Annotated in this window: 26 protein-coding genes and 1 pseudogene; 19 read left to right on the top strand and 8 right to left on the bottom strand. The window is 68.1% G+C overall.

What is annotated here, in order from left to right; translation table 11 throughout:
- Nucleotides 1-326 precede the first annotated feature (326 nt).
- From CYAGR_RS19085 to CYAGR_RS17025, 7 genes and pseudogenes are all read left to right on the top strand, one after another.
- Nucleotides 327-938 (top strand): annotated as a pseudogene (locus CYAGR_RS19085) (tyrosine-type recombinase/integrase); the annotation flags it as partial.
- Complete coding sequence (locus tag CYAGR_RS19475) at nt 853-1,275, top strand: tyrosine-type recombinase/integrase (protein ID WP_342662078.1); 423 nt, start codon at nt 853-855, stop codon at nt 1,273-1,275. The pseudogene CYAGR_RS19085 and the gene CYAGR_RS19475, both read left to right, overlap by 86 nt.
- A complete protein-coding gene (locus CYAGR_RS07195; protein WP_015109140.1) occupies nt 1,275-2,333 on the top strand; it encodes an IS91 family transposase in 1,059 nt (352 codons plus the stop codon). The genes CYAGR_RS19475 and CYAGR_RS07195 overlap by 1 nt, the downstream gene beginning before the upstream one ends.
- 342 nt (nt 2,334-2,675) lie before the next feature.
- Complete coding sequence (locus tag CYAGR_RS17040; RefSeq protein ID WP_015109139.1) at nt 2,676-2,909, top strand: DUF4160 domain-containing protein; 234 nt, start codon at nt 2,676-2,678, stop codon at nt 2,907-2,909.
- Nucleotides 2,902-3,141, top strand: a complete 240-nt coding sequence (locus tag CYAGR_RS17035) for a DUF2442 domain-containing protein (RefSeq protein ID WP_071881565.1) — start codon at nt 2,902-2,904, stop codon at nt 3,139-3,141. Before CYAGR_RS17040 ends, CYAGR_RS17035 begins: the two co-directional genes overlap by 8 nt.
- A 219-nt stretch (nt 3,142-3,360) precedes the next feature.
- Nucleotides 3,361-3,798 carry a GNAT family N-acetyltransferase gene (locus CYAGR_RS17030; protein WP_083891433.1) on the top strand — a complete coding sequence of 146 codons (438 nt, stop codon included), beginning with the start codon at nt 3,361-3,363 and terminating at the stop codon, nt 3,796-3,798.
- Nucleotides 3,799-3,901: 103 nt separating this feature from the next.
- Entirely contained in the window at nt 3,902-4,249 is a 348-nt protein-coding gene (locus CYAGR_RS17025; RefSeq protein WP_172637162.1) for a GNAT family N-acetyltransferase, read from the top strand.
- On the opposite strand, the gene CYAGR_RS16435 is transcribed toward CYAGR_RS17025, so the two are convergent.
- Both CYAGR_RS16435 and CYAGR_RS07185 read right to left on the bottom strand, forming a co-directional pair.
- Entirely contained in the window at nt 4,230-4,874 is a 645-nt protein-coding gene (locus tag CYAGR_RS16435) for an IS3 family transposase (RefSeq protein ID WP_083891361.1), read from the bottom strand. The genes CYAGR_RS17025 and CYAGR_RS16435 overlap by 20 nt on opposite strands.
- 249 nt (nt 4,875-5,123) lie before the next feature.
- Nucleotides 5,124-5,453, bottom strand: coding sequence for a transposase (locus tag CYAGR_RS07185; protein WP_015109616.1), 330 nt, complete (start codon nt 5,451-5,453; stop codon nt 5,124-5,126).
- Nucleotides 5,454-5,686: 233 nt separating this feature from the next.
- Between CYAGR_RS07185 and CYAGR_RS07180 the strand changes: the two genes are divergently transcribed.
- From CYAGR_RS07180 to CYAGR_RS07165, 4 genes are all read left to right on the top strand, one after another.
- On the top strand, nt 5,687-5,890 hold the full coding sequence (locus tag CYAGR_RS07180) for an alpha/beta fold hydrolase (protein WP_043325540.1): 204 nt from the start codon (nt 5,687-5,689) through the stop codon (nt 5,888-5,890).
- A gap of 53 nt (nt 5,891-5,943) precedes the next feature.
- A complete protein-coding gene (locus CYAGR_RS07175) occupies nt 5,944-6,807 on the top strand; it encodes a DNA alkylation repair protein (protein ID WP_043326768.1) in 864 nt (287 codons plus the stop codon).
- Between the two features lie 522 nt (nt 6,808-7,329).
- Nucleotides 7,330-7,779 (top strand): hypothetical protein, encoded by a 450-nt coding sequence (locus CYAGR_RS07170; protein WP_015109136.1) that lies wholly within the window; start codon nt 7,330-7,332, stop codon nt 7,777-7,779.
- Nucleotides 7,776-8,618 carry an ABC transporter six-transmembrane domain-containing protein gene (locus CYAGR_RS07165; protein ID WP_015109135.1) on the top strand — a complete coding sequence of 281 codons (843 nt, stop codon included), beginning with the start codon at nt 7,776-7,778 and terminating at the stop codon, nt 8,616-8,618. The genes CYAGR_RS07170 and CYAGR_RS07165 overlap by 4 nt, the downstream gene beginning before the upstream one ends.
- A gap of 23 nt (nt 8,619-8,641) precedes the next feature.
- On the opposite strand, the gene CYAGR_RS07160 is transcribed toward CYAGR_RS07165, so the two are convergent.
- On the bottom strand, nt 8,642-9,364 hold the full coding sequence (locus CYAGR_RS07160) for a methyltransferase (protein WP_015109134.1): 723 nt from the start codon (nt 9,362-9,364) through the stop codon (nt 8,642-8,644).
- A gap of 130 nt (nt 9,365-9,494) precedes the next feature.
- On the opposite strand from CYAGR_RS07160, the gene CYAGR_RS19390 reads away from it, so the two are divergent.
- Together CYAGR_RS19390 and CYAGR_RS07150 are read left to right on the top strand one after the other, a co-directional pair.
- A complete protein-coding gene (locus CYAGR_RS19390; protein WP_015109133.1) occupies nt 9,495-12,266 on the top strand; it encodes a cyclic nucleotide-binding domain-containing protein in 2,772 nt (923 codons plus the stop codon).
- 38 nt (nt 12,267-12,304) lie between these two features.
- Nucleotides 12,305-13,021 carry a potassium channel family protein gene (locus CYAGR_RS07150; protein ID WP_015109132.1) on the top strand — a complete coding sequence of 239 codons (717 nt, stop codon included), beginning with the start codon at nt 12,305-12,307 and terminating at the stop codon, nt 13,019-13,021.
- Here the strand turns inward: CYAGR_RS07150 and CYAGR_RS07145 are convergent.
- A complete protein-coding gene (locus tag CYAGR_RS07145) occupies nt 12,978-14,726 on the bottom strand; it encodes a cation:proton antiporter (protein WP_245552625.1) in 1,749 nt (582 codons plus the stop codon). The two genes, CYAGR_RS07150 and CYAGR_RS07145, sit on opposite strands and share 44 nt — an antisense overlap.
- Before the next feature lie 28 nt (nt 14,727-14,754).
- Between CYAGR_RS07145 and CYAGR_RS07140 the strand changes: the two genes are divergently transcribed.
- Together CYAGR_RS07140 and mtnA are read left to right on the top strand one after the other, a co-directional pair.
- A complete protein-coding gene (locus tag CYAGR_RS07140; RefSeq protein WP_015109130.1) occupies nt 14,755-16,332 on the top strand; it encodes an amidase family protein in 1,578 nt (525 codons plus the stop codon).
- Nucleotides 16,333-16,345: 13 nt separating this feature from the next.
- Nucleotides 16,346-17,458, top strand: coding sequence for an S-methyl-5-thioribose-1-phosphate isomerase (gene mtnA, locus CYAGR_RS07135; RefSeq protein ID WP_015109129.1), 1,113 nt, complete (start codon nt 16,346-16,348; stop codon nt 17,456-17,458).
- Nucleotides 17,459-17,488: 30 nt separating this feature from the next.
- On the opposite strand, the gene CYAGR_RS07130 is transcribed toward mtnA, so the two are convergent.
- Nucleotides 17,489-17,908 (bottom strand): cytochrome c oxidase assembly factor Coa1 family protein, encoded by a 420-nt coding sequence (locus CYAGR_RS07130; protein ID WP_015109128.1) that lies wholly within the window; start codon nt 17,906-17,908, stop codon nt 17,489-17,491.
- Between the two features lie 24 nt (nt 17,909-17,932).
- Entirely contained in the window at nt 17,933-18,361 is a 429-nt protein-coding gene (locus CYAGR_RS07125) for a hypothetical protein (protein WP_015109127.1), read from the bottom strand.
- Nucleotides 18,362-18,487: 126 nt separating this feature from the next.
- Here CYAGR_RS07125 and CYAGR_RS07120 point away from each other — a divergent pair, with 126 nt between their 5' ends.
- From CYAGR_RS07120 to CYAGR_RS07110, 4 genes are read left to right on the top strand one after another with little or no spacing between them, the layout of a single operon-like run.
- The gene (locus tag CYAGR_RS07120) at nt 18,488-19,537 is read left to right on the top strand and encodes a sulfurtransferase (RefSeq protein ID WP_015109126.1); all 1,050 of its coding nucleotides are present in this window, start codon (nt 18,488-18,490) and stop codon (nt 19,535-19,537) included.
- Nucleotides 19,538-19,566: 29 nt separating this feature from the next.
- On the top strand, nt 19,567-19,710 hold the full coding sequence (locus CYAGR_RS18250; RefSeq protein ID WP_015109125.1) for a hypothetical protein: 144 nt from the start codon (nt 19,567-19,569) through the stop codon (nt 19,708-19,710).
- Between the two features lie 26 nt (nt 19,711-19,736).
- Nucleotides 19,737-20,840 carry a YeeE/YedE thiosulfate transporter family protein gene (locus tag CYAGR_RS07115; protein ID WP_015109124.1) on the top strand — a complete coding sequence of 368 codons (1,104 nt, stop codon included), beginning with the start codon at nt 19,737-19,739 and terminating at the stop codon, nt 20,838-20,840.
- A gap of 21 nt (nt 20,841-20,861) precedes the next feature.
- On the top strand, nt 20,862-21,839 hold the full coding sequence (locus CYAGR_RS07110) for a class I SAM-dependent methyltransferase (RefSeq protein ID WP_015109123.1): 978 nt from the start codon (nt 20,862-20,864) through the stop codon (nt 21,837-21,839).
- Nucleotides 21,840-21,848: 9 nt separating this feature from the next.
- Here the strand turns inward: CYAGR_RS07110 and CYAGR_RS07105 are convergent, their stop codons facing one another.
- Together CYAGR_RS07105 and CYAGR_RS07100 are read right to left on the bottom strand one after the other, a co-directional pair.
- The gene (locus CYAGR_RS07105; protein WP_015109122.1) at nt 21,849-22,868 is read right to left on the bottom strand and encodes a zinc-binding alcohol dehydrogenase family protein; all 1,020 of its coding nucleotides are present in this window, start codon (nt 22,866-22,868) and stop codon (nt 21,849-21,851) included.
- 14 nt (nt 22,869-22,882) lie between these two features.
- Nucleotides 22,883-23,347 (bottom strand): hypothetical protein, encoded by a 465-nt coding sequence (locus CYAGR_RS07100; RefSeq protein WP_015109121.1) that lies wholly within the window; start codon nt 23,345-23,347, stop codon nt 22,883-22,885.
- Nucleotides 23,348-23,380: the final 33 nt, after the last annotated feature.

Genomic DNA, 23,380 nt, shown 5'->3' with positions numbered 1-23,380 from the left:
CCCGTGAACCATGGCTATCGTGAGCGGGTATTGAGCAGAGGAGACCGATATCGCCATGGATTGAGGGGGATGTCGGTTCGATCCCTCGACGCGATTCACGGAATGGAGAGGCAGAAGGCGCGTGGTTCATGGAACCTCCCAATGACGAGTTGAACTAAGCCGCTACGCGGCAGATTGCAAGCCACAGCATAGCTGAACTGCTTCAGTTTCAAGCCGACTGCCCAAGGTTCTAGCGCCATGCCACTGGCGCGGAACTGCAAGCATGTCTTGAGCAGCGACAGGAGAGCGCGACCGTCGGGAAGACACTGAGGGATGCACGTCCTCGGATGTGCTTTCCCCCTTCATCTTCCCGCTGGGAAGCTGCTGAGATGAATACTGCAGAACAGGAGCGTTTTGATCGCCTGTTTGATGCCAATCTGCAAGCCATGCAGCTGCATGGCTTGCGCGACAAAACAATTGATAGCTACAGCCGAACATTGCGGCGAGTCGCCGGCCATTTTGGTCGTTGCCCCGATGATCTCAGCCCTGATGAGTTAAAGAGCTACTTTGCCGCTCTGCTGGAGCAGTATTCATGGAGCACAATCAAGGTGGATCTCTGCAGCCTGCAGTTCTTCCATCGCTATGTGCTCGATCGCGAGATGGAGTGGATCAAAATCATTCGCCCTCCCCGTGTACGCACTCTCCCGGACATTCCCACCCGAGAGGAAGTGCATGCGTTGATCAATACGGTACGCAAGTTGCGTTATCGCATCTTCCTGCTGGCGGTCTACAGCCTGGGTCTGCGAATCAGTGAAGGCCTGGGACTGGAGGTGGCGGACATTGACGGCAGCCAAAGACGTGTGCACCTCCGCGATGCGAAAGGCGGTAAGGATCGCTATGTCCCCATCCCCGATCTCACGCTCCAATCGTTGCGCAGGTTCTGGACAACCCACCGTCACCCCCGTCTGCTCTTCCCCAGTCCGGCCGGAAGCCAGTTCATCGTCCGGATGGCGAGCGCACCGATGGATGCCAGCGGTGTCCAGGCCCGCGCTCAAGGCCGCCCGCAAGGAGTGTGGCATCGAGAAACGGCTCACAGTGCACTCCCTGCGCCATGCCTATGCCACCCACCTGCTGGAGCAAGGGATGGATCTACGCCTGATCCAATCGTTGCTCGGCCACAGCAACAGCAACACCACAGCGCGTTACGCCCACATCACCCATGTGGTGCGCGATCACACCAGCGATCGGATCGAGACGCTGCTGAGCGGCTTCCAGCTTCGTTGGGAGGAAGGCTGATGCTTCTCCTCTCCCATCTGGTGGCGCGCTATCAGGGTGAGCTGGAGCGCCGCCATGGCCATCAGCTGCTGCCAAGCCACCGCCAGGCCCTGCAGGCGATGGGACGTTGCCGCCAGAGCGGCAGTGACGTCATGCGGCTGCAATGCTCCGATTGTGAGCACAGCATCCGCATCCCCCATTCCTGTGGACACCGCAGTTGCCCACACTGCCAACATCATGAAAGTCAACAGTGGATCGAACGACAACGGGCCAAGCTGCTGCCAGTGGAGTACTTCCTGATCACCTTCACCGTGCCTGCAGAACTCAGGCAGATCTTCTGGCAGCAGCAACGATTGGCCTATGATCTACTGCTGAAAACAGCCTGGGAAACGATCGATTCCTTTGCCCGCCGTGATCCGAAACTGAGAGGGAAGATTGGCGCCCATGCCGTTCTGCACACCCACAACCGGCGGCTTGAGTACCATCCCCACGTGCATCTGATTGTGCCCGCAGGTGCGATCAACGTGCAGAAACGGCAGTGGAGGGACAAAGTGGCAGGGTACCTGTTCCCGGCCGGCAACCTGGCGAGGGTGTTCCGCGCCAAATGGTACGAGGGGATGCGCCGTCTGGGCTTGCGGCTCAAGACTCCACTGCCAAGAGAGTGGATTGTGAACTGCAAATCGGTGGGCAGGGGCGAAAAGGCCTTGGTGTATCTGGGGCGCTACCTCTACCGTGGAGTATTGCCGGAGAAGAACATCATTGCCGACCATGAGGGCAAAGTCAGCTTCTGCTATCAGGACAACAAGGGAACGCGCCAGGTTCGCACACTACCGGGCGGAGAGTTTCTGTGGCTGCTGCTGCGGCATGTCCTGCCGAGACGCTTCCGGCGTGTACGGGATTACGGCCTGCTGCATGGCAATGCCAAACGACTGATCCAAGGGGTGCAATTGCTGCTCAGGGTGGAATTGCCGATTCCAGAGCTTCCCCGCGAGAAAGCGCCTATGCTCTGCCCCCTGTGCCAGGGACAGATGCGCATCATCGCACTGCGAGAACGAGGGATGACGCCGCTGCTGTGCTGAGGCTGACAAGAATGCTGGGAAGATATCCCTGAATGTAGCCAGCAGACACTGAGCAGATCCGTTCAGCTCCAGAGAACTGAACGGCCAGCTCAGCTGCGCTCTAGATTCGGCTGAGGCATGGCAAGGTTCAACGATGCCCCAAACGGCAGGCATTTGCACTCAGGAGAAAGCCAAAGATATCCTGAAAACTGGCCGGATGTTTCTGCAGTAAGCCATCAGGCTCCATCGTTGCAGGCTTGTTCAACTTCGGATAAGATCGTGGCTGCGCACGATCTATCCATAATCGTTAGCTGCACAGGAAGGCCGTGGTCGTTATCGTCGGTGTGATGGTGGCAATTTCGGATGCCGACAATCCTTAGAAGCGGTCCTTACAGGATCTACTTCTACAGTCACGAGCCAAATGAGCCTCCCCATGTTCATGTTGACAGAGATAAGGCTTCATGCAAAGTCTGGCTTGTTCCTGTGGCATTGTCCTCGAGCCTTGGATATAGCGCCAGAGAGCTGCGTGAGATTGAACGGCTGGTCAGCTTGAACCGAGCTATCCTGCTGAAAGCATGGGAGGAGTTTCATGGCTAACCCTGGCGAGCTGGTCACAGACGTTGTCTTGACAGAGGACAGGCTGATCGTTGACCTGGCTGATGGACGATCTATCTCGGTGCCGTTGGCTTGGTTTCCAAGGCTTCTGCATGCAACATCCCAGGAGCGTCATAACTGGGAGATTGCAGGAGCTGGCTACGGAATCCACTGGCCAGATGTTGATGAGGACTTAAGTGTGGAAGGCCTTCTACGTGGAGCACCAGCGCCCTAGGTAAAGACACTGGTCAGCTAACACCGCCATGCACCTGTGCCGCTACCGCAAGGCTATCTTCTTCGCTGCGCACACCTTGCGGCCAGGTGATGGCGAGCGTTATCCGGACCGCAATGATCGACGGGAGTTTACGGGAAGTTGTACTACGATTTGAGGGTCGCAACAATTCAGGACGCCGAGGCCGTCAGCGAGCTGCTACGCGCTTCGTACCCCAGACTCATGAGGTCCGCCTACGAGGAAGAGGTGCTCTCTCCCGCGTTACAGGTGATGACTAAGGCCAACCCATCCCTTTTAAGCTCAGGTAAGTTCTATTTGGCCATACTTCCAACCGGATTAGTGGTCGGTTGCGGCGGCTGGAGTCCCGAACAGCCGGGGAAGGAAACCGTTGAACAACGCCTTGGGCACGTTCGTCATTTTGCGGTACATCCGGATTGGACGAGACGAGGTATCGGCCGATCTGTCTTTACGGTTTGCGTCCGTGCAGCATGCGCTGCAGGGCTGATGACCTTTGAATGCAATTCAAGTCTAAATGCAGAAAAGTTCTATCGCGCATTGGGTTTCGTACGCATCCGAGAGATTGATATTGAGCTCAAGCCGTCCCTCATGTTGCGCGGCGTACTGATGCGTCGAAATATCTACGAGGATTTGGTGTCGTGAGCCAACCGCATGACATCAAGATGCAGAAGGCGGGAGCAGAGAGAAAGCCAAAAGCCAAGGTCTCTCCCCGCTTCTAATCTGGAGCGTTGGGGAAAAGGTAAGCATGCCGCTACTGATTCAAGAAGTTCCTGCAACAAAAGCTCCTGTGGAGCTGCTGCTACTTGCCGACCCTTCAGAAGAGAAGATTCGCTCCTATCTTTCAAGATCAAAGTGCTTCGTTGCTTCAAGTGATGCTGTTGTGGTTGGTGCCTGCGTCGTACAGCCACGTGGCAAAGGCACGCATGAGCTGATGAGCATCGCTGTTCATCCGTTCTGCCAGAAGTCCGGATACGGCACAGTGCTGTTGAAATGGGTAATTGATTTCTTTCGCAACTCTGGCGCACGGCAACTGGAGGTGGGAACTGGGGTTCCCCCGATTTCGTGGACAGCGATCAGGGGGTCACAAAGGTGAGTGTAGATGCAGCGATGAACCGCTGCTCGTAGTCGATCGGGCTCAGGTAACCGACCGTTGAATGGCGGCGCTCGCGGTTGTAGTAGCCCTCGATCCAGAAGGCCAGATCGCGCTGCAGCTGCTGCGGTGAAATTAGGACTGCCCGATCGTCATCGAGGTCCAGTTCCAATTTGAGGGTGGAGAAGAAGCTCTCCACCACCGCGTTGTCCCAGCAGCATCCCTTGGCGGACATGCTGCAGAGGATCCCGTGTTTGGCCAGCCGGTCGCGGTAGTCGCTGGCCCGGTACTGGCTGCCCTGATCCGTGTGGATCAGCAGCTGCTCCGGCTCCACCTGCCGGTGGCCGAGGGCCCGGTTGAGGGCCTCGATCACCAGGGCGGCATCCATGCGTTGATTCAGCGTCCAACCCACCACACGGCGACTGAACAGATCGATCCACACCGCCAGGTATCGCCAGCCGGCGCTGGTGCGGATGTAGGTGATGTCGCCGGCCCAGCAGCGGTTCGGGGCCGGGGGCTGGAAGTCCTGCTGCAGCAGGTTCTCCGCCACCCCAGCGGCTCCGCTGCTGGCCCTGCTGCAGGGCCGGAACGCCTTTCGGGTCCTGGCCCGCAGATCGGCACGACGCATGAGCCGAGCGACACGGTCGGCGTCCCACCGGGTGGCCGGCTGCGCGCAGTTCCTGGTGGATCCGAGGCGAGCCGTAGAAGCCCCGGTGCTCGCCGAACACCGCCTGGATCTCAGCGGTGAGTCGGGCGTTCTCAGCCGCTCGCTTTCCCGGCGCCTCGTGCCGCTGCCGCCAGGCGTAGAACCCACTGCGGGCCACGCCCAGTTGCCGGCACAGCCAGGAGATGGAATGCTGATCAGCGAGCTGGTCGATCAGGCGAAACCTCTCGGCGGCAGCTGCTCCTTGGCAAAGTGCGCTGCCGCCAGCCTGAAAAAATCCTTCTCCCTCCTGAGCTCGCGGTTCTCCTTGCGGAGCCGGCTGAGTTCAGCGCGCTCCTCACTGCTGAGCAGGCCCTGGTCCCTGGGTCCGGCCTGGCCGCGATCCATGCGGGCCTGCCTCACCCAGCGAGCGAGGCTGCTGGAGGGAAGGCCAAGCCGCTGGGCCACGGCATTGCAGGAGAGGCCCTCCTGCAGGCAGAGCTCCACGGCCTCCACCTTCTGCTGCGCCGTGAATCGGCGCCGAGTCTTGGTTGGGTTGGTCATCGATGGACAGTCTGGTGGTCATGGCGTGACCCTTGTCGACTTGTCCTCAGAATCGGGGGAAGCCCAGGTTATCAACTCGCTTTCTACCAGCGGCATGGTTTTCGGGTTGCAAGCATTGACCGTGGCTTCTTTGTCAAGAACTACCCTGAGCCCATCTTTCAGGACGGAATACAGCTCTTTGACATGCTGCGCCTGACGCTGAGGTATTCGGGTGATGGTGCCTAACTCTCCATATGACCACGGTGAGCCGACCGGTTCACTTCTGGCAGGGAACGGATGACAAGCTGGTGCCGGAACCCATCAACAGGATGGTGGCGGAAAGGACCCCGGGCGCCATCTGGCATTTGATCAGCGGCGGCGGGCACTTCATTGCCCTCAGCCAGCAGGATGCGATTCTGACTCAGGTGGCCAGCGATCTTGCCGCCGTGCCAACCTGACGCCACAGATCCAATGGCCCACATCACTGGGCATGGGCATGGATCGGGCCTCCATGACGCCTCGCGCACCCACCATCCCTTCGGCGCCCAGCTCGATTCAGAAGGGCACGCCCCTGAAGCATCTGCTTGGCCAGGCGGCCATTGAGTGCCTGGCCCACAACATTCAGTGTGTCGATTCAGCCTTCCCGGCCGGCCAATTCTGTACAACCGCCCTGACAGGCCTTGAACCGCTCGCCATCATGCAGCGCGGCCGCCATATCGCCCGAACGCTGCATCAATTCCTGCCTGGGACCTATGCCGAGGCTGTTCAGGTTCTGATGGCGTCCTTGACGCCGGAGCAACTGGATGCGGAAACGATGGGATTGGCCGGCTTTTTCTATCTTCCCCATAGCTTCTTCATCTCTGAGTACGGGCAGGATGCACAGCACAACGCCGGCAACGACCCCTTTGAGGTGTCGATGCTGGCCCTGCATGCACTGACCACGCGCTTCACCGCGGAATTCGCCATCCGCCCGTTTCTGATCCAGCAGCAGCAGCGCACGCTGGAGCAGGTGAACCGGTGGGTCACCGATCCGAATCCGCATGTGAGACGCCTGTGCAGCGAGGGGGCCCGGCCCAGGCTCCCCTGGGGGACTCGCTTGGCCTCGTTCGTCGCCGATCCGACGCCGACCTTGCCGATCCTGGAACGGTTGAAGGAGGATCCATCCCTGTACGTGCGCCGCAGCGTCGCCAACCACCTTGGCGACATCGCCAAGGACCATCCGGATCTCGTCTATGCCACCTGTGAGCGATGGCTGCGGGAGGGTGCCTCCGCCGACCTGCAGTGGCTGATCCGCCATGCGGTTCGCTATCCAGCCAAGGGGGGAAATGCCAGAGCCCTGAAGATTCGTTCTGCAGCCAAAGGCAAGGTGGTTTAGGGCGCTCCCGAGCCCACGCCTGGGTTGCCCCAGGTTCCACAGGCAGACGGGGGTGCACGGCAGGAGCACAAACCACACTCTGTAGCCTCCTCCGCAGTGGCCGTTTCCCTGAAGGTGCCGACGTTGCGCTGCCTTCCTTCCCCAGGCCAGCCGACGGCGCCTGGTTCGAGGATTCCTGCAGCGCTTGTGGTGCCATGGCTCCTGGGCGCCATCGCGGCGCTGCCGGCGGCGGTCAATGCCCAGGCAGGCCCGAGGGGCCAGGGCATGTGTGGACCGGGGTATTTCCAGCAGGACGGAATCGGCTGGAGCAACTGTGTTCCGATCCCCGACGCGGCCCCAGGGGCTCCGCGGCAGACCCCCTCCCAGGGCCCTGGCTGGCTTCGGCAGTTCGGAGATTCGCTACTGCGCCGGCCCTCGGTGCCACCGACCCCGTTGCCCCGATCCACGGCCCAGGAGAATGACTGGGTCTCCGGCTTCCGCACGGCGGCTGGCAAGGGGAGAACGCCTGGTTGTCAGCCCGGTATGGCCCGCTGCTGGTACGCCTTCTGGGGCACCGGCGTTGCCCCCTTCCGCAGGCTCTACTTCCTCGACCTGAACGGACGAGCCCCGGCCTCGCCGCAGGACCCCGTCGCGCTGGATGTCGTCACGGCCTACGAAGGCAACGATCCCCGGGCACGGGTCGCCAATGACCATTCGCTGCTGACCGTCGAGATCCGCTGCCGGCAGAACCAGATCCGCATCACCGACGGCTATGCCGTTCTCGCCAACGGCCGCACCGAGCGGCTGAACTCCGTGACGCCCTGGCTTCCATTCCAGGCCGCCTGGCACGAGCGGGCCGCTCGGGCTGCCTGTGAGGCCGGCGTCCGCCAGCGCCCCGATGACCATCTGTTGCTCTGGTTCGGCAGCATGCCGAATCCAGCCGAGGTCACGGCCGCCACGCGCCAGTCGCTCTGGCGCCAACCCCTGCGATGACCCCGTCCGTCCTTTCCGAGCTCTCCCGCAGCGAGCGGCTCTCGATCGCCGGCACCTATTGCCTGACCCTGCTGGAGAACCTCTGCACGCTCGCCTATCCGGCGCTCACCGGCTGGGCGGTCGACGGGCTGCTGAAGGGCAGCTACCGGGGCCTGTCGGCGCTGATCGCCGTGTGGCTGGTGCACCTCGTCACGGCCTTCGTGCGGCAGCGCTTCGACACCCGGGTCTTCATGGGCCTCTATGCCCGCCTCGCCGTGGGCACCGTGGCCGAGCAGAAGCGCCTCGGCCACGGCACCAGCATCGTGTCGGCGCGGGTCGAGATGATGCGCGACATGGTCGGCTTCTTCGAGGCCGACGTGCCGGCGATGTTCTCCCAGGTGGTGACCGTCGTCGGCTCGCTGGTGATGCTGTTCACCTACGACCTCCAGGCCGGACTCATCGCCATGGCGGTGCTGCTGCCGATGGGGCTCGTCAACGCCTGGTACTGGCGGCGTGCCCTGCACCTGCACCGCGGCCTCAACGACCAGATCGAGCGCGAGATCGCGGCCATCGAGGCGGCGCGGCCGCTGCGCCTGCGGCGCCACTTCGGCCGGGTGCGGCGCTGGCATGTGCAGCTCTCCGACAGCGAGTCGTGGACCTGGACCGTGACGGAGCTCGCCACGATCGTGGCCCTGGTGGTGCTCCTGATCGACTTCACCCGTTCGCCTGGATTCAGCGCCGGTGCGATCTATGCCGTGCTCGCCTATGTGTTCGACTATCTCGAGGGCCTCGACAGCGCTCCGGCGCTGGTGAACAACGTCGCCCGGCTCAGGGATATCCGGGCGCGGCTGGCCGCCTGAGGCCGGAGGTGACCTCGTCGCCCCTACGCCGGCCTGAGCACCGCCAGGGCTTCGGCCCGGTGCTGGCCCTGCCATCCCCATTGCCACCGCCAGCCCGCCGCTTCCGCCTCGGCCACGATCCACTCCGGGTCGGCCGGGTGGTCGTACTGGCTGAGGTGGGCGATCACCTCCTTCTGCCGCTCCGGTTCCAGCGGGCTCCAGCCGTGCACGCGGGCGCTGTAGCGGCCCACGTAGGTGTCACGGTCCTCCCCCGGGGCGCGGAACACATCGGCCCAGAGCAGCAGGCCCCTCGGGGCGATGCGGCGGCGGCAGCCCCGCAGGAAGCGCCGTTTGCCCTCCTCCTGCAGGTGGTGGACGGCGAAGCTGCTGAGGATCAGATCCACCGGCGGCGGCTCCGGCCCCTCCGGCCCATCCGGCTCCGCCTCGGCCCAGGCCAGCAGGTCCCCCTCCAGGAAGCGGCTGGGGTAGGGCACCGCCCGGAGGGCCTCGGCGGCCAGGGGCAGCACCGCCCCGTTCAGGTCGAGGCCGGTGAACGAGGCCAGCGGCAGGCGCCGCAGCAGCGGCGGCAGCAGGGACAGGTCGCCGCAGCCCAGGTCCACCGCGTGGGGGTGCGGCTCCGCGGGCCCGCGCTGCTCCAGCCAACCGTCGATCGTGCGGGTCAGGGCCGCGGTGAGGGCCCCATGCTCCATCAGGTCGTGCTCCAGCACCCGGCGGTAGGTGTCCCAGTGGCGGGAGAAGAAGGTCATGACGGCGATTCTGGCGGCCCCGGCACCGCCGGCACCGCCGGCATCGCCAGTCCGTCAGCTTTCGGAGGCCATCGCTAAGGTCAGCGCCACTTGGGCGCGGCGGCGCGAGTCAGCAGTGACGGAACGGCGGATGCATCTGGTGCGCTGGGCGCTCACCACCGGCTGGCTGCTGATCATCCTGTCCCTCCTCTACGACCCGTTCACGCCCCGGTTCACCGAGCCCGACCACCCCTGGAGCCCCCTGCGGCTGCCGGAGGCCTGCGTGACGGTGCAAGGTACCTGTCTGCCGGAGACCCCCTATCCCCTGGGCACCACCCTGTTCTGGGGCCTGGTGGTGCCCTCGGGGATCTTCATCCTGCTGGTGTTCGGCCATGAGCTGTGGCGCCGGATCTGCCCGCTCTCCTTCCTCTCCCAGATCCCCCGCGCCCTGGGCCTGCAGCGCCAGATCGCCAGGGTGAACCCCAAGACGGGCGAAAAGCGCCTGCAGCTGGCCAAGGTGCCGGGCGATTCCTGGCTGGGCCAGCACTACTCCCGGCTGCAGTTCGGCTGGCTGTTCGTCGGCCTCTGCGGCCGCATTCTCTTCTTCAACGCCGACCGCCTGGTGCTGTTCGCCTGGCTCAGCTTCACCATCGTCTGTGCCATCGCCGTGGGCTGGCTCTACGGCGGCAAGAGCTGGTGTCAGTACTTCTGCCCGATGGCACCGGTGCAGAGCGTCTTCTCCACCCCCACCGGCCTGCTGGGCAGCCGCGCCCACATGGCCAGCACGCCGATCACCCAGTCGATGTGCCGCACCGTCCAGCCCGATGGCAGCGAGCAGAGCGCCTGCGTGGCCTGCCAGCAGCCCTGCATCGACATCGACGCCGAGCGCCTCTACTGGGCCCGGCTGCCCAGCCCCGCCTTCGCCTTCGAGCGCTACGGCTACGTGGGCCTGGTGTTCGGCTACTTCGTCTACTACTACGTCTACGCCGGCAACTGGGATTACTACTTCTCCGGCGTCTGGCTGCGCCAGGAGGACCAGCTGGCCCAGCTGCTGCGGCCGGGCTTCTTCCTGTTCGGCCAGCCGATCGATGTGCCCAAGCTGGTGGCGGTGCCCCTGTTCCTGGGGCTGTGCACCTGGCTGGGCACCCTCGCCGGCCGGGCGATCGAATCGGCCCTGCGCAGCCGGGTGCGGCGCCGCGGCGCCGAGCCCGATCGCAACCGGATCCGCCACCGGGTGTTCGTGGTGGCCACCTTCCTGGTGTTCAACTTCTTCTTCCTGTTCGCTGGCCGGCCGCTGCTGCTGCTGGCGCCGGCCTGGCTCCAGTACCTCTTCGACGTCACCCTGGTGGCCGTCAGCACCCTCTGGCTCTACCGGGCCTGGAACCGCTCCCCCGACCTCTACGGCCGCGAGAACCTGGCCGAGCGCTTCCGCAAGCAGCTCACCCGCATGGACCTCGACGTGGGCCGCTACCTCGACGGCCGCTCCCTTGCCGATCTCGGCACCGAGGAGGTGTACGTGCTGGCCAAGGTGCTGCCGGGCTTCACCGGCCAGAAGCGGCTCGAGGCCTACAAGGGCGTGGTGCGGGAGGCCCTGGAGGAGGGCTTCGTCAACGCCGCCAGCAGTCTGGAGGTGCTCAAGCAGATGCGCCTCTCCCTCGGTATCAGCGACGGGGAACACCGCCAGGTGCTCGATGAACTCGGCGTGGAGGATCCCGGCTTGCTGGATCCCGACAGCCGCCGCAGCCTGGAGGACCAGATCCGCCTCAGCGGCTACCGCAAGTCGCTGGAGCGGCTGATGCTGGTGCAGCGCCTCGGCAGCGGCCCGGCGGCAGCCGGCCCCGATGGCGCTTCCCTGCAAGCTCTGCGGCGCGAGTACGGCATCTCGTCGCTTGAGGAGGAGCGGGTGCTCGACGACCTCACCCCCGCCGCGGCGGCGATCCACAAGGTGGAGCGGCTGCTGGAGCGCCTGCCGGCCCTCACCGACGGCTACCGGGCCCTGCACCAGAGCGCCCTGCGCCACCAGTCCGCCGTGCTGGCCCTGCTCGACGACCGGCTGCAGCTGCGCAAGGAGCTGACCCTGCGGGCGATCCTCGACGGCCTGGCCACCCTCCAGGAGGATCCGGCGGTGCCGGGCCTGGTGCAGCGCCTCCAGGCCATCGCCCCCCTGGAGCTGCCGGAACTGCTGCGCCGGGAGGGCTGGGAGCGCCGCCTGCCGGCGGGCGTCGCTGGCACCCTCGCCCATCCCGGTGGGGAGGCCCCCTCCTGTTCCCTGGAGGTGCCCGTCGACGAAACCCTCAGCTTCCTGGCCACCCTGGTCGCCGATTCCAGCCCCACCCTGGCCTCCGCCGGCCTGTTCCTGACGGCCTGCCTCGATGGCGGCCGGGCCCGGTCCATGGCGGCCGCGCTGGGCGTGCCGGGGGCCCCGCCCCTGCTGCTCCAGACCGCCCGGGCGGTCGAAGCCCTCGATGGCCACCCGGAGCTGCGGGGGTTCCCGGAGCTGGAGAAGCGGGTCTTCCTGGCCACCAGCGATTTCTTCCGCCGCAGCGACACCGACACCCTCGATGCCCTGGCCTCCCAGGCCGATGTGCGCACCTTCGCCAAGGGCGAGCTGATCACCGAGGCGGGCGACACCTGCCGCGAGCTGCTGCTGCTGATCGAGGGCATCGCCCGGGTCCATCACCGGGACGGCGAGCGCACCTGGGTGAAGGATCTCCAGCCAGGCCGGGTGCTCGACGAACTCCAGGTGCTCACCCACAGCGCCTCGGAGAGCACGATCGTGGCCGAGGCCGACGGCACCCGCCTGCTGGCCGTGCCGGTGGATTCCTTCGATGCGGTGCTGGAGCGCGACCCCGACTTCGCTCGCCGGGTGCTGGAACTGGAGAGCGGTCAGCTGCAGCGGCTGATGCGGGCGGGAGTCTCCTGAGTCCGGAGTCCCCATGCGCCGTTGGTACCATCACGCCCATGTACGTGCTGATCGGCGGGGCGGGAATGATGGGGCTGGGCCTGGCCCGCCAGCTCCTTCAGCTCGGCCACACCATCGCCATCATCGACATCGATCCGCTGGCCTGCAGCTTCGCCCGCGAGAAGATCGGCGTGATGGCCTTCGAGGGCAGCGCCGTCAGCTCCACCGTGCTGATCGAAGCCGGCATCCGCAAAGCCGATGCGGTGGTGGCCGCCCTGCGGGACGATGCCCTCAACCTGGCGCTGATCACCCTTTCGCGCAGCTACGGCAGTTCCCACATCGTGGTGCGCATGCGTGATCGCGAATTCCTTCAGGCTTACCGCCTGGCGGGAGCCAGCCACATCATCAGCACCATCGATCTAGCGGTGGCGACGATGGCGAATGCGATCGAATATCCAGACGTTGAATCGATGATGCACTTCGAGCAGGGCCAGGTGAAGGTGCTCAAGTTGCCGGTCCCCGCCGATTGTTCCGTGGCCGGCCGCAGTGTCGCCGCGATCGCCCAGGATCCCCGCTTCCCGAGCGGTTCCCTGATCATCGGCTACCAGCTCAATCCCGAGGCCAGCGTCGAGATCCCCAACGGCAACACCGTGCTCCAGGCCGGATCCACGATCCTGGTGGTCACCAGGCCGGAGTTCGTGCACCCCCTCATCGACTATCTCGGCCTCAGCGCTAGTCGTCGTCCAGCGCTAGAAGTCGCTCATCCAAATCTCTGACGAAGGGCTGCACCAGATCGTCCGGCACGATGCGCTTGCGCAGCGCCTCCATCAGGGCCCCCTTCTCGGCCAGGAGCAGGCGTCTTCGGATCGCCTCCAGCGGTCGGGCCCCGGGCTGATCGGGGCCGGAGCGTCCCTCGCTGTAGGCCTCCCGCAGCACCCGCTCGGACGCCGCCACCCGCGCCTGGTAGGAGGCCCACAGTTCCTCGTAGGCGGTCTTCGGCAGCACTCCTGACTTCAGCAACCGGTCAAGTTCCTCCTGGGCGGCCTTGGAGGCGATCAGCTGGATCTGCAGCGTGCCGATCTCGCTGGTGACGGGGGACACCTGGGCGATGTTCAGGCGCCCGATCAGCCAGGGCAGCGCCAGCGCCTGGATCACCAGGGAGAACAGCACCGCGCCGAACACCAGCTCGATGATGCCGCTCCTGCCGGCCAGCGACAGGGGAATCGCCACCGCCATCGCCATCGAGAGCGAACCCTTGATGTTGCCGAGTACCAGCACGTGCTGCCAGCGCAGGGGGATCGGTCGGTCGAAGCGGCGCAGCAACGCCAGCAGCCCGTACACCGTGAGCACCCGCGCCAGCTGGTAGGCCACCACCACCAGGGCGATCGCCGGCAGCGACTCCCACAGGGTCAGGGGGTTGATCTCGAGGCCGATCAGCAGGAACAGGAAGGTGTTGACGATGAATCCGGCGTACTCCCAGAAATTCAGCACGGCGAGCCGGTCGGAGGCCGTGCTGCTGCGTGGCAGGCCCTGGTTGCCGAAGACGAGCCCGGCGATCACCACCGCCACCGCGCCGGAGACCCCCAGAGACTGGCCGAACTGAAACGTCCCCAGGGCCAGGGGCACCGTGAGCAGCAGCGAGCTGAGGGGATCCTGGAGCCGCAGGAACACCGGCAGGCACAGGTAGCCCAGAACGCCGCCCACCAGCACCCCTCCCACCGCCACCACCACCATCTCCCGCAGCCCCTGCGCCACCGTGATCGAACCCGAGGCATGGATCAGCAGCAGCAGGTTGAAGCTGACCAGGGCAGCCGCATCGTTGAACAGGGTCTCGCCCTCCACGATCGTCGTCAGCCGCGCGGGCACCCGGATCTCCTTGAAGACCGCGATCATCGACACCGTGTCGGTGTTGGCCAGGATCACCCCCACCAGCAAGGCGGGGATCCAGGGAAGCCCCAGCACCAGGTGCACCAGGAGCGCGATCACCCCCGAGGCGACCAGGGAGCCCGGCCCCGCCAGCAGCGCGATCGGCTTGAAGGTGCTGCGCAACCGGCTGATGTCGGTGTTGATCGCCGCCTCGAAGATCAGGATCGGCAGGAAGAGATTGAGCACCAGCGAGGGATCGAGCCCGATCCGTCGCGAGAACACCTCGGTGAACGGCAGCCCCGCCAGCACCAGGCCGGTCACGTAGGGCAGCCGCAGCCGCTGGGCGACCAGGGCCACCGCCGTCGCCAGCAGCAGCAGCACGATCGACAGGCTCACCAGTTCGGGGATGCCACCGGCCGTCGATCCGGCCGTCGGTCCGGCGGTGGCGCCGCCGCCCGCCAGCGTCGCCATGGCCAGCCCCATCTCGTTCAAGTCGGCCACGGCGGGGTTGGGGTCTTCGGTCCGCTCGGATCGATCGCGGAGCCCCATTATTGGCTTCTGCGGCGGCAGGCTCTTGCCCAGGTGGATCGGTGCGGGCGGTGTCGGGTGTGCCATCGCCCTTACGGCGGTGCTCTCCCCTTCGTTGGCGGCCGCCCCAGCGGCTCCGGCGGCGGGGGAAGGCGCGCCGTCCTGCGAGGCCCGGATCCGGGCGGTGCAGCGGGACATCCTGGGCCGCAACCTGGCCACCGGCTCCGGGCCGCCCCTCAACGCCTTCCAGCAGCTCAACCCCTACGCCCTCGAGCAGGCCGCCGCCCTCGATCGCGCCCGGGCGGCGGGCGCCCCCGCCGGCCCCCTTGACTGCCTGCCGCTGGCGGTGAAGGACAACTTCGCCACCGCCGACCAGCCGATGGCGGCCGGATCCCTGGCCCTGCTGGGCAACCAACCCGCGGCCGATGCCGAGGCGGTGGCCCGGCTGCGGGCCGCCGGGGCGATCGTGGTGGGCACCACCACCATGGACGAGTTCGCCTTCGGCATCCGGGGGCTGTCGGGGGCGGCGGGCCGGGTGGGCAACGCCTACGACGCCTGGCTCAGCCCCGGGGGCTCCTCCTCCGGTTCCGCCGTGGCTGTGGCGGCCGGTTTCGTGCCCCTGGCCCTGGGCAGCGACAACTGCGGCTCCCTGCGCCTGCCGGCCGTCTACAACGGCGCCGTGACCCTGCGGCCCACCCAGGGGCGCTTCTCCAGCGCCGGCCTGCTGCCGCTCGGTTTCGTCAACGGCACCCCGGGGCTGATCGCCCGCGACATGGGCCTGCTGGCCCGGGGCCTGGCGGTGCTCGATCCCACCTGGCGGCCCGAGCAGGCGGTGGCCCCGCCGGACCTGCGCGGCCGGCGGCTGGCGGTGCTGGCCCGGGCCGGCGACCAGGACCTGGCACCCACCACCGCAGCGGCGGCGGCGGCCCTGCGGCAGGCCGTGGAGCTGCTGCGGGCGGCCGGAGCGGAGGTGCTCGAGGCGCTGGTGGTGCCGGGGCTCGACACCCGGCTGGGTTCGGATTTCGTCAAGGGCTCGGGGCGCCGCATCGATGCCCAGCTGGCCCGCTACCCCGGCAGCCGGCGCAGCTGGGACGACATCTGCGGCTCCGGCCGCCTGCCGCCGGAATGGACCCCGGCCGAATGCCGCGACCTGATGGCCAGCGATCCGGCGGCGGAGGCCCGGGCGCTCCGGCGGATGGATGCCAACCGGCGGCGGCTGGAGCAGGCCCTGGTCGCCGGGCGCCTTGATGGTCTGCTGCTGCTGAGCGACCGGCGCGGCGGTGCCCAGCGGCAGCCCTCGCCCGCCATCACCTGCATGGTGAGCAGCACCAGCGGCCTGCCGGCGGTGGCCCTGCCGGTGGCCGTCGATGGCCGCGGCCTGCCCGTGGGCCTGGAGATCCTCGGCGCCGGAGGCCGGGACGAGGACCTGATCGCCATCGCCGCGGTGCTGGAGGCCCGCCGCGGGCCGTTGCCGCCCCCCCGGCCGGTGGCGCCTCTGCCGTCCCCTCTGGATCTGGCCGGCCACAACCGGCTGGTGCCGCTGCTGGGCTGGAACGCCTGGCGCAGCCGCCGCGGCGAGGCCCTTGGGGATCTCGAGCCCGCCCGCTTCCGGGCCCTGACCCGTGAGCTGCTGCACCGGCCCGGTGATGGCGGAAAATCGGAGCCGGCGCCCACGGCCCCTGCGTCCCCATGACTCCCCCTTTCCGATGAACATCGACGGCAGGCCCTGGCGCACCATCTGGCTGGAGGAGGGCGGCCGCTCGGTGGGCGTGATCGACCAGACCCTGCTGCCGCACCGCTTCGTCACCCGCTCGCTCACCAGCGTCGAGGAGGCGGCCGAGGCGATCGTCACCATGGTGGTGCGGGGTGCCCCCCTGATCGGCGTCACCGGGGCCTACGGGCTGATGCTGGCCCTGCAGGCCGACCCCTCCGACGCCTCCCTGGCCGCGGCCTTCGAGCGCCTCGACGCCACCCGCCCCACCGCCATCAACCTGCGCTGGGCCCTGGAGCGGGTGCGGGCCGCCGTGCTGCCCCTGGCACCGGAGCAGCGCGCCGAGGCGGCGAAGGCCGAGGCGGCCGCCATCGCCGAGGAGGACGTGGCCATGTGCGAGGCGATCGGCGACCACGGCCTGCGCCTCTTTCAGGAGATCGCCGCCCGCCGCCCCGAGGAGCGACGCGGCCAGCCCCTGAACGTGCTCACCCACTGCAATGCCGGCTGGCTGGCCACGGTGGACTGGGGCACGGCCCTGGCGCCGATCTACAAGGCGCACCGCTCCGGCCTGTCGATCCACGTCTGGGTCGACGAGACCCGCCCCCGCAACCAGGGGGCCAGCCTGACGGCCTTCGAGCTGGGCCGCGAAGGGGTGCCCCACACCGTGATCGTCGACAACGCCGGCGGGCACCTGATGCAGCACGGCCAGGTGGATGCGGTGATCGTCGGCACCGACCGCACCACCCGCACGGGCGATGTCTGCAACAAGATCGGCACCTACCTCAAGGCCCTGGCCGCCCACGACAACGGCGTGCCCTTCTACGTGGCCCTGCCCGCCTCCACCATCGACTGGTCGATCGCCGACGGGGTGAAGGAGATCCCGATCGAGGCCCGCTCCCCCCTGGAGGTGACCCGCATCGCCGGCAAGCCCGCGGCCGGGGAGCCCACCAGCGTGCAGCTGGTACCCGACGGCAGCGACGGCTTCAACCCCGCCTTCGATGTCACCCCCGCCCGGCTGGTGACGGCCCTGATCACCGAGCGGGGTGTGGCGCCGGCCAGCGAGGCGGGCCTCCAGGCCCTCTATGCCGGCGCGGTGGCTGCGGGCTGAGCCGCTCCCCGTTGCCGGCCAAGGCCCGATTCAGAGCGAGGGCCGCAGCAGGCTGATGGGTTCGCCGGGGCCATCCGGCCGGACCGTCAGGGTGGAGTAGGTCCAGGTGCCGGCTTTCCGGCGGGCCTCCACGTAGAGGGTGCCACTGCCCCGGGATCCCTGCAGGGGAATGGCCAGCTGGGCTTCGCCCGTGCCGCCGGAGAGGCTGACGTTGCCGGAGACGAGGAAGCCCCCCTGGATCGGCGTGCCCAGCCGGCCGATCACCACCGGATCCCGCTGGGCCTTGGCCAGGGCCTCCTTGTAGGGCGTGGTGGATTTGAGCAGCCCGAACACGAGGCTGACGATCAAGGCGATGAAGCCCGCCACGCCGACCAGCCCGGTGAGGCAGCCGGCCGGCACCAGCCATTTCCAGTGGCGGGCCCACCAACTGGGGGCCGGCTTGCTGTCCATGGGGTGACTCTGGTCCGTGACCCTTCAGAGCCCTTCGAAGCGGACGTTGAGGTTGAGCTGGTTGGGGCCGATGGCGGTGGCCTGCAGCACCAGGGCGGCGGCCTTGCCGTCGGCGGTGCCGTCCACCTTGGTGCCCGCCGGGGGATCGAGCACCAGGTTGAAGCCCCACGGGCCCACCACCGTGTTGATCTTGCGCTCGCTGTAGCCCTGCTTGGCCAGGGTCGCCTTCACCTTGGCGAGCAGCTCGTCCGGCTTGCCGGGCAGCTGGGTGTTGAGGCTGGTCTGGCCGATCGCATTGGCGGCGTACAGGCTGGCGGCCGGCTTGGGCAGCGGCAGCGCCAGGCCCTTGAGCAGCGATCCGGCCGGGGTGGCCAGGGCGGCCCCGCCGACCAGGGCGCCGGCTCCCACCAGCAGGGAGGTGGAGAGGGCCAGCAGGCGGGGACGCCAGGGCATGGGCGGGTCGCGGGATCGCAGGAAAGGTAGCCCGCTCCACCGGGCAACGCCCCACTGTTGCCAGGACCACAATCAGCCGCGCCGGTCGCTCTTCTAAGATCGATTCACCGATCACCTTTGTGTTTAATGCCTTTCTCCAAGCTCCGTCTCTCCCGGCGTCTGCTCGTTTCTGTCGCGCTCGGAGCGGCCACCGCCATCACCACCGCCACCACGCTGGGCATCGGCAGCTCCCCCACCACCCAGGCCCTGGCCGCCGCGCCTGCCCAGGCCAGCTCCGGTGTCACCACCCTGGCGGCAGGGGGCACCAGCTTCCAGGTGCTCTCCCCTGAGCAGGCCGCCGCCGCCGCCAGCTCGGGCCGCTGGAAGGTGCTCGACGTGCGCCCGGTGCCTCCGCTCTCCTACATCGGCGGCCACGTTCCCGGCGCCGTGCACCTCTCCGAGCAGGCCTTCCGTGGTCCCAACGGCCGCCTGCCCTTCCAGATCTGGAGTCCCACCAAGCTCGCCAGCCTCCTGAGCCAGGCGGGTATCTCCAACCGGGATTCGGTGCTCGTCTATTCCGACGGCAACGACGTGCTCGGCACCGCCCTCGTCTCCTACATCCTCGAGAAGAGCGGCGTGCGTCAGGTCGCGATCGTCGATGGCGGTCTCAGCGGCTACAAGGCGGCCGGCCAGAGCACCACCAAGGCGTTCCCCACCTTCCAGGCCGGCAGCTTCCGGCCCACCACGGTCAAGGGCCTGGCCATCACGCTCGATGAGCTGCAGCCCCTGATCGGCCGCAGCAACGTGGTGATCATCGACCCCCGTCCCAAGGCCCAGTTCGAGGGCACCGACCAGACCTTCATCCGCAACGGCCACATCCCCGGGGCCAAGAACATCCCCTGGCAGGCGTTCACCGAAGCGAACAACGCCGATGAAGCCAAGAAGAACGCCCACAAGCTGAAGTCCGCCGAAGAGCTCCGGGCCCTTCTCGTCAGCCGCGGCATCACCCCCGACAAGGAGATCATCGTCTCCTGCAGCACCGGCCGTGAGGCGAGCCTGCAGTTCCTCACCCTCAGGCACGTCCTCAAGTACCCCAACGTGCGGATCTATGAAGGCTCCTGGACCGAATACAGTGCCTCCAATTTGCCGATCGCCGTTGGGCCGGAAGGCAGTCCGGCCCTGGTGAGCAGCCGCTGATCCCACCTCCAGCTCCACCCCGTTTCTCCATGGCCATGCCCCTCCTTCGCCAGGCCCCCCGGCTCTTCCCCCTGGCCGGCGTGCTGCTGGTGCTGCTGCTCCCACCGGCCGCAGCCCTCGCCTGTGACACCGGCAGCGAGTCCCCATCCCAAACCAAGGCGAAGAAGCGTTGAGGCGCTTCCCATCTGCCGCACTCGCCGTGGCCCTCGCCGTGGCGGTGGCCGCGGCCCTGGCGGCCCGGCAGCCCGCCTCGGCCCTGGTCTGGGGGCTGGGCTGCGGCCTCGGCCATGCCCTGGTCCGCTCCGGATTCGGCTTCGCCTCCGGGTATCGCCGGCTGATCGAGCGGCGGGATCCCCACCCGGTCTTCGCCCAGCTGCTGCTGGCGGCGCTGCTGGTGATCGCCATGGCCCTGGTGCTCACCGCCGAGCCCCTCACCGGCCTGCAGCCGAAGCTGCTGGCCACCCCCCTCTCCCTGACGTTCCTGGCCGGGGCCTTCCTGTTCGGCATCGGCATGGAGCAGGCCCGGGCCTGCGGCTGCGGCACCCTGGCGGCCACCTCCCGCGGCGGCGCAGGCGTGCTGGCCGCCCTGGTCGGGCTGGTCGTCGGTGCCTTCCTCGGCACCCTGCACGCCCCCCAGCTGGCGGCCCTGCCCCTGCCGCGCTTGCCGTCCCCGGTCGGCCTTGAGCTGTTCGGTCTGCTGGGCGCCCTGACCCTGCAGCTCGCCTTCATCGCTCTGATCACCCTGCTGCTGACGCGCTGGAGCGGCCAGCTCCCCTGGCGCTCCCCCAGCCGCCGGCTCTATGGCGGCGCCATCGCCGTCGCCCTGCTGGCCACGGCCCTGCTGTTGGTGACGGCCGAGCCCTGGAAGGTGCTCTGGGGACTGGCCCTCAGTGGAGCCCACGCCGCCCAGGCCCTGGGCTGGGATCCCGGCAGCAGCCTGTTCTGGTCGAGTCCCCGGGGGCAGGCCCTGCTGGCGGGGCCGGACGCCTGGCTGTTCAACGAGGCCGTGCTCGTGGACCTGGGCCTGCTCTACGGCGCCGTGGCCACCGCCATCGGCCAGGGCCGCTTCCGCTGGCGCGGTGAGCGGTCCGAACCCCTGCCGGACCTGGCCCGGCGCGGTTTCGGCGGCCTGCTGATGGGCTTCGGCGGGGTGCTGGCCTCGGGGTGCAACGTCAATGCCTTCCTGGGCGGGGTGATGAGCTTCAGCCTGCACGGCTGGATCTGGCTGGCGGTGGCCCTGCTGGGCTTCGCCGCCTCGCTGCGGTTGCGCCCGGCTGCTGGCCCCGCAGCGCCGTCAGACTGAGTCGCCGCTCCTTCGCCATCCATGGCCCAGGCCCAGCCCGCCGCTCCGGCCCTGACCGCCGCCGCCCCGCCCCCCAACTGGGTGGCCTCGCGCCACCCCCTCGGCTGGCTCATCGACCGGCTGCTGGCCGTCGAGCCGCTGCGGCGCCTGCTGTTTCTCCAGGCCCGCCAGCTGATCATCCGCACCGCCGAGCGCCGCGGTATCGCCTGGCGGGCCCGGCGCGAGGAGCTGGTGCGGCAGGCCGGGCCGCTGCTCGCCAGCAGCACCGAGGCGGCCACCCAGGCGCCGCCCTACTACCGGGCCCGCTTCCACGCCTACCAGGAGGGCAACCTCTGCTGGCAGGCGGCCGGCGAAGCCGAGCAGGCCACCGATGCCATGGCCCTGCGGGTGTGGCCGGGGGAAACCCTCGAGCCCCAGGCGGCCCAGAGCCGGCTGCGGGAGGCGATCTTCGCGGCGATCGAGCCCAGCCTCACCGGCCCGGTGCACAGCGCCCTCGACATCGGCTGCTCGGTGGGCGTCGGCACCCTGGCCCTCAAGGACTGGCTGGAGCGGCGCGAGGGCTCAGGCGTGGTGGTCGAGGGGCTCGATCTCTCCCCCCAGATGCTGGCGGTGGCCCGGGTCCGCGATCCCGGCGGGCGGATCCACCGCTGGCACCACGCCGCCGCCGAGGCCACCGGCCTGCCGGCGGCCAGCGTCGATCTGATCACGCTGCAGTTCGTCTGCCACGAGCTGCCCGCAGGCGCCACCCGGGAGGTGCTGCGGGAGGCGGCCCGGCTGCTGCGGCCCGGCGGGGTGGTGGCCCTGGTGGATCAGGACCCCGATTCGGCGGTGATCCGCCGCCTGCCGGCGCCGATCGCCACCCTGCTCAAGAGCACCGAGCCCTACCTGGCCGACTACTTCAGCCTCGATCTGCCCAGGACCCTCGAGCAGGCCGGCTTCCGCGACGTGCGCCGCGAGGCCTGCGACCCCCGCCACCGGGTGCTGGTGGCCGTGCGATGAGGCCCGGCGTCAGCCCCAGCCCACCAGGGCGATCTTGCCGATCGTGCTCCCGGAGGCCAGCTGGGCGTGGGCGATCTCCAGGTTGGCGGCGTTGATGGGGCTGAGGGTGCGGCCCAGGGTGGGGCGCAGCTCCCCCCGCTCGAACAGCTCGGCGAGGTGATCCAGGATCTCCCCCTGCAGCCCCATGTCGGCGGTCTGGAACTGGGAGCGGCTGAACATGAACTCCCAGGCGAACGTCACGCTCTTGGCCTTGAGCAGGTTGAGGTCGAGGGGGCGGCGGTTGCCCACGATCGCCACGATCGACCCCAGCGGGGCGATGAGCCCGGCCATCACCTCCCAGTAGGCGTCGGTGTCGCTGAAGTTGGCGATCCGATCTACCGTCTCGAACCCCAGGGCCGCCAGCTGGGGGGCCAGAGGCCGGCGGTGGTCGACGACGTGGTCGGCCCCCAGCTCCCGCACCCAGGCGGCACTTTCGGGGCGCGAGGCGCTGGCGATCACCGCGGCCCCGGCCCGGCGGGCCAGCTGGATGGCGATCGAGCCCACCCCGCCGGCGCCGCCGAGGATCAGCAGGCTGGGCCCCTTGCTGCTCCCGCCACCGGCAGCACCCACGTCCGCACCAGCATCCGGATCGAGCCCAAGCCGCTCGAACAGGGCCTCCCAGGCCGTCAGCCCCGTCAGCGGCACGACGGCCGCCTCGGCCCAGGAGAGCCGCGCCGGCCTGTGGCCCACCAGCCGCTCGTCCACCAGCACGGCCTCGGCGTTGCAGCCGGCCCGTCCCGCGTCGCCCGCGAATATCACTGCCTCCCCCACCCGGAAGCGGCCCACCCGCTCCCCCACCGCCGCCACCACCCCGGCGGCGTCCCAGCCCAGCTGCCGGGGTGGATCCCCTTCGCGCACGGCGGCCCGCAGCTTGGTGTCGATCGGGTTCACCGCCACCGCCTCGATCCGCACCAGCAGGTCGTGGGGGCCCGGGACGGGCTCCGGCAGCTCCGTGTCCACCAGGGCAGGGGTGGCGAGGATCGCTCTCATGGCGGGCGGCTGAGTCAGTAGCGGCAGTAGCCCACCTCCCCCTTCAGGGGCGGTTTGCAGGGGAAGCGCAGCGGCACGAAGATCCGGTTGCCGTTGGCCTCGTTGGTGAGGGTGATGTTGCCCTGCACGAACAGCTCCCGCCGCCAGAGGCCCCCCAGCCGGTCGCGCAGCCGGTCGCTGCCGCTGGCGTCCTTGCCCTTGCCCGACACCTCCCGGTAGGTCATGGACTGGCCGTCCTTCCATCGGATCTTCAGGCCCCCGGGGACCTGCTCATCGACGCAGGCCAGGGGCTTGTCGTTGTATTCGCAGTCCTTCCAGCCGTCGCGGGGGATCTGGGGCGGGATCGCCTGGGCCCGGGCGGGGGCCGCCAACCCGCCGCCCACCGCCACCTCCATCGCCAGCAGCAGGGGCAGCACCAGCGGCGAGCGCGCCAGGCAGGCCCACGGCGTCAAGACCTCGCGGCGGCAGCGGATGGACACGGGCAGCCCCTGGAGGATCGCTCCCCGTAGTCT

It is taken from the genome of Cyanobium gracile PCC 6307 (genome assembly GCF_000316515.1).
Taxonomy (GTDB): domain Bacteria; phylum Cyanobacteriota; class Cyanobacteriia; order PCC-6307; family Cyanobiaceae; genus Cyanobium; species Cyanobium gracile.
Note: the sequence above shows the minus strand (reverse complement) of the source record. Positions and strands in the feature narration are given on the sequence as shown.

Coding starts and splice junctions, on each gene's coding strand:
- CYAGR_RS17035 (WP_071881565.1), top strand. CDS start 2,902: ATGGCTAACCCTGGCGAGCTGGTCACAGACGTTGTCTTGACAGAGGAC.
- CYAGR_RS07195 (WP_015109140.1), top strand. CDS start 1,275: ATGCTTCTCCTCTCCCATCTGGTGGCGCGCTATCAGGGTGAGCTGGAG.
- CYAGR_RS07175 (WP_043326768.1), top strand. CDS start 5,944: ATGACGCCTCGCGCACCCACCATCCCTTCGGCGCCCAGCTCGATTCAG.
- CYAGR_RS07160 (WP_015109134.1), bottom strand. CDS start 9,364: ATGACCTTCTTCTCCCGCCACTGGGACACCTACCGCCGGGTGCTGGAG.
- CYAGR_RS07145 (WP_245552625.1), bottom strand. CDS start 14,726: ATGGCACACCCGACACCGCCCGCACCGATCCACCTGGGCAAGAGCCTG.
- CYAGR_RS07150 (WP_015109132.1), top strand. CDS start 12,305: ATGTACGTGCTGATCGGCGGGGCGGGAATGATGGGGCTGGGCCTGGCC.
- CYAGR_RS07120 (WP_015109126.1), top strand. CDS start 18,488: ATGCCTTTCTCCAAGCTCCGTCTCTCCCGGCGTCTGCTCGTTTCTGTC.
- CYAGR_RS07125 (WP_015109127.1), bottom strand. CDS start 18,361: ATGCCCTGGCGTCCCCGCCTGCTGGCCCTCTCCACCTCCCTGCTGGTG.
- CYAGR_RS18250 (WP_015109125.1), top strand. CDS start 19,567: ATGGCCATGCCCCTCCTTCGCCAGGCCCCCCGGCTCTTCCCCCTGGCC.
- CYAGR_RS19475 (WP_342662078.1), top strand. CDS start 853: ATGCGAAAGGCGGTAAGGATCGCTATGTCCCCATCCCCGATCTCACGC.
- CYAGR_RS07105 (WP_015109122.1), bottom strand. CDS start 22,868: ATGAGAGCGATCCTCGCCACCCCTGCCCTGGTGGACACGGAGCTGCCG.
- CYAGR_RS07165 (WP_015109135.1), top strand. CDS start 7,776: ATGACCCCGTCCGTCCTTTCCGAGCTCTCCCGCAGCGAGCGGCTCTCG.
- mtnA (WP_015109129.1), top strand. CDS start 16,346: ATGAACATCGACGGCAGGCCCTGGCGCACCATCTGGCTGGAGGAGGGC.
- CYAGR_RS07170 (WP_015109136.1), top strand. CDS start 7,330: ATGGCCCGCTGCTGGTACGCCTTCTGGGGCACCGGCGTTGCCCCCTTC.
- CYAGR_RS16435 (WP_083891361.1), bottom strand. CDS start 4,874: ATGCGTCGTGCCGATCTGCGGGCCAGGACCCGAAAGGCGTTCCGGCCC.
- CYAGR_RS19390 (WP_015109133.1), top strand. CDS start 9,495: ATGCATCTGGTGCGCTGGGCGCTCACCACCGGCTGGCTGCTGATCATC.
- CYAGR_RS17025 (WP_172637162.1), top strand. CDS start 3,902: ATGCCGCTACTGATTCAAGAAGTTCCTGCAACAAAAGCTCCTGTGGAG.
- CYAGR_RS17040 (WP_015109139.1), top strand. CDS start 2,676: ATGCCGACAATCCTTAGAAGCGGTCCTTACAGGATCTACTTCTACAGT.
- CYAGR_RS07185 (WP_015109616.1), bottom strand. CDS start 5,453: ATGACCAACCCAACCAAGACTCGGCGCCGATTCACGGCGCAGCAGAAG.
- CYAGR_RS07110 (WP_015109123.1), top strand. CDS start 20,862: ATGGCCCAGGCCCAGCCCGCCGCTCCGGCCCTGACCGCCGCCGCCCCG.
- CYAGR_RS17030 (WP_083891433.1), top strand. CDS start 3,361: ATGAGGTCCGCCTACGAGGAAGAGGTGCTCTCTCCCGCGTTACAGGTG.
- CYAGR_RS07130 (WP_015109128.1), bottom strand. CDS start 17,908: ATGGACAGCAAGCCGGCCCCCAGTTGGTGGGCCCGCCACTGGAAATGG.
- CYAGR_RS07180 (WP_043325540.1), top strand. CDS start 5,687: ATGACCACGGTGAGCCGACCGGTTCACTTCTGGCAGGGAACGGATGAC.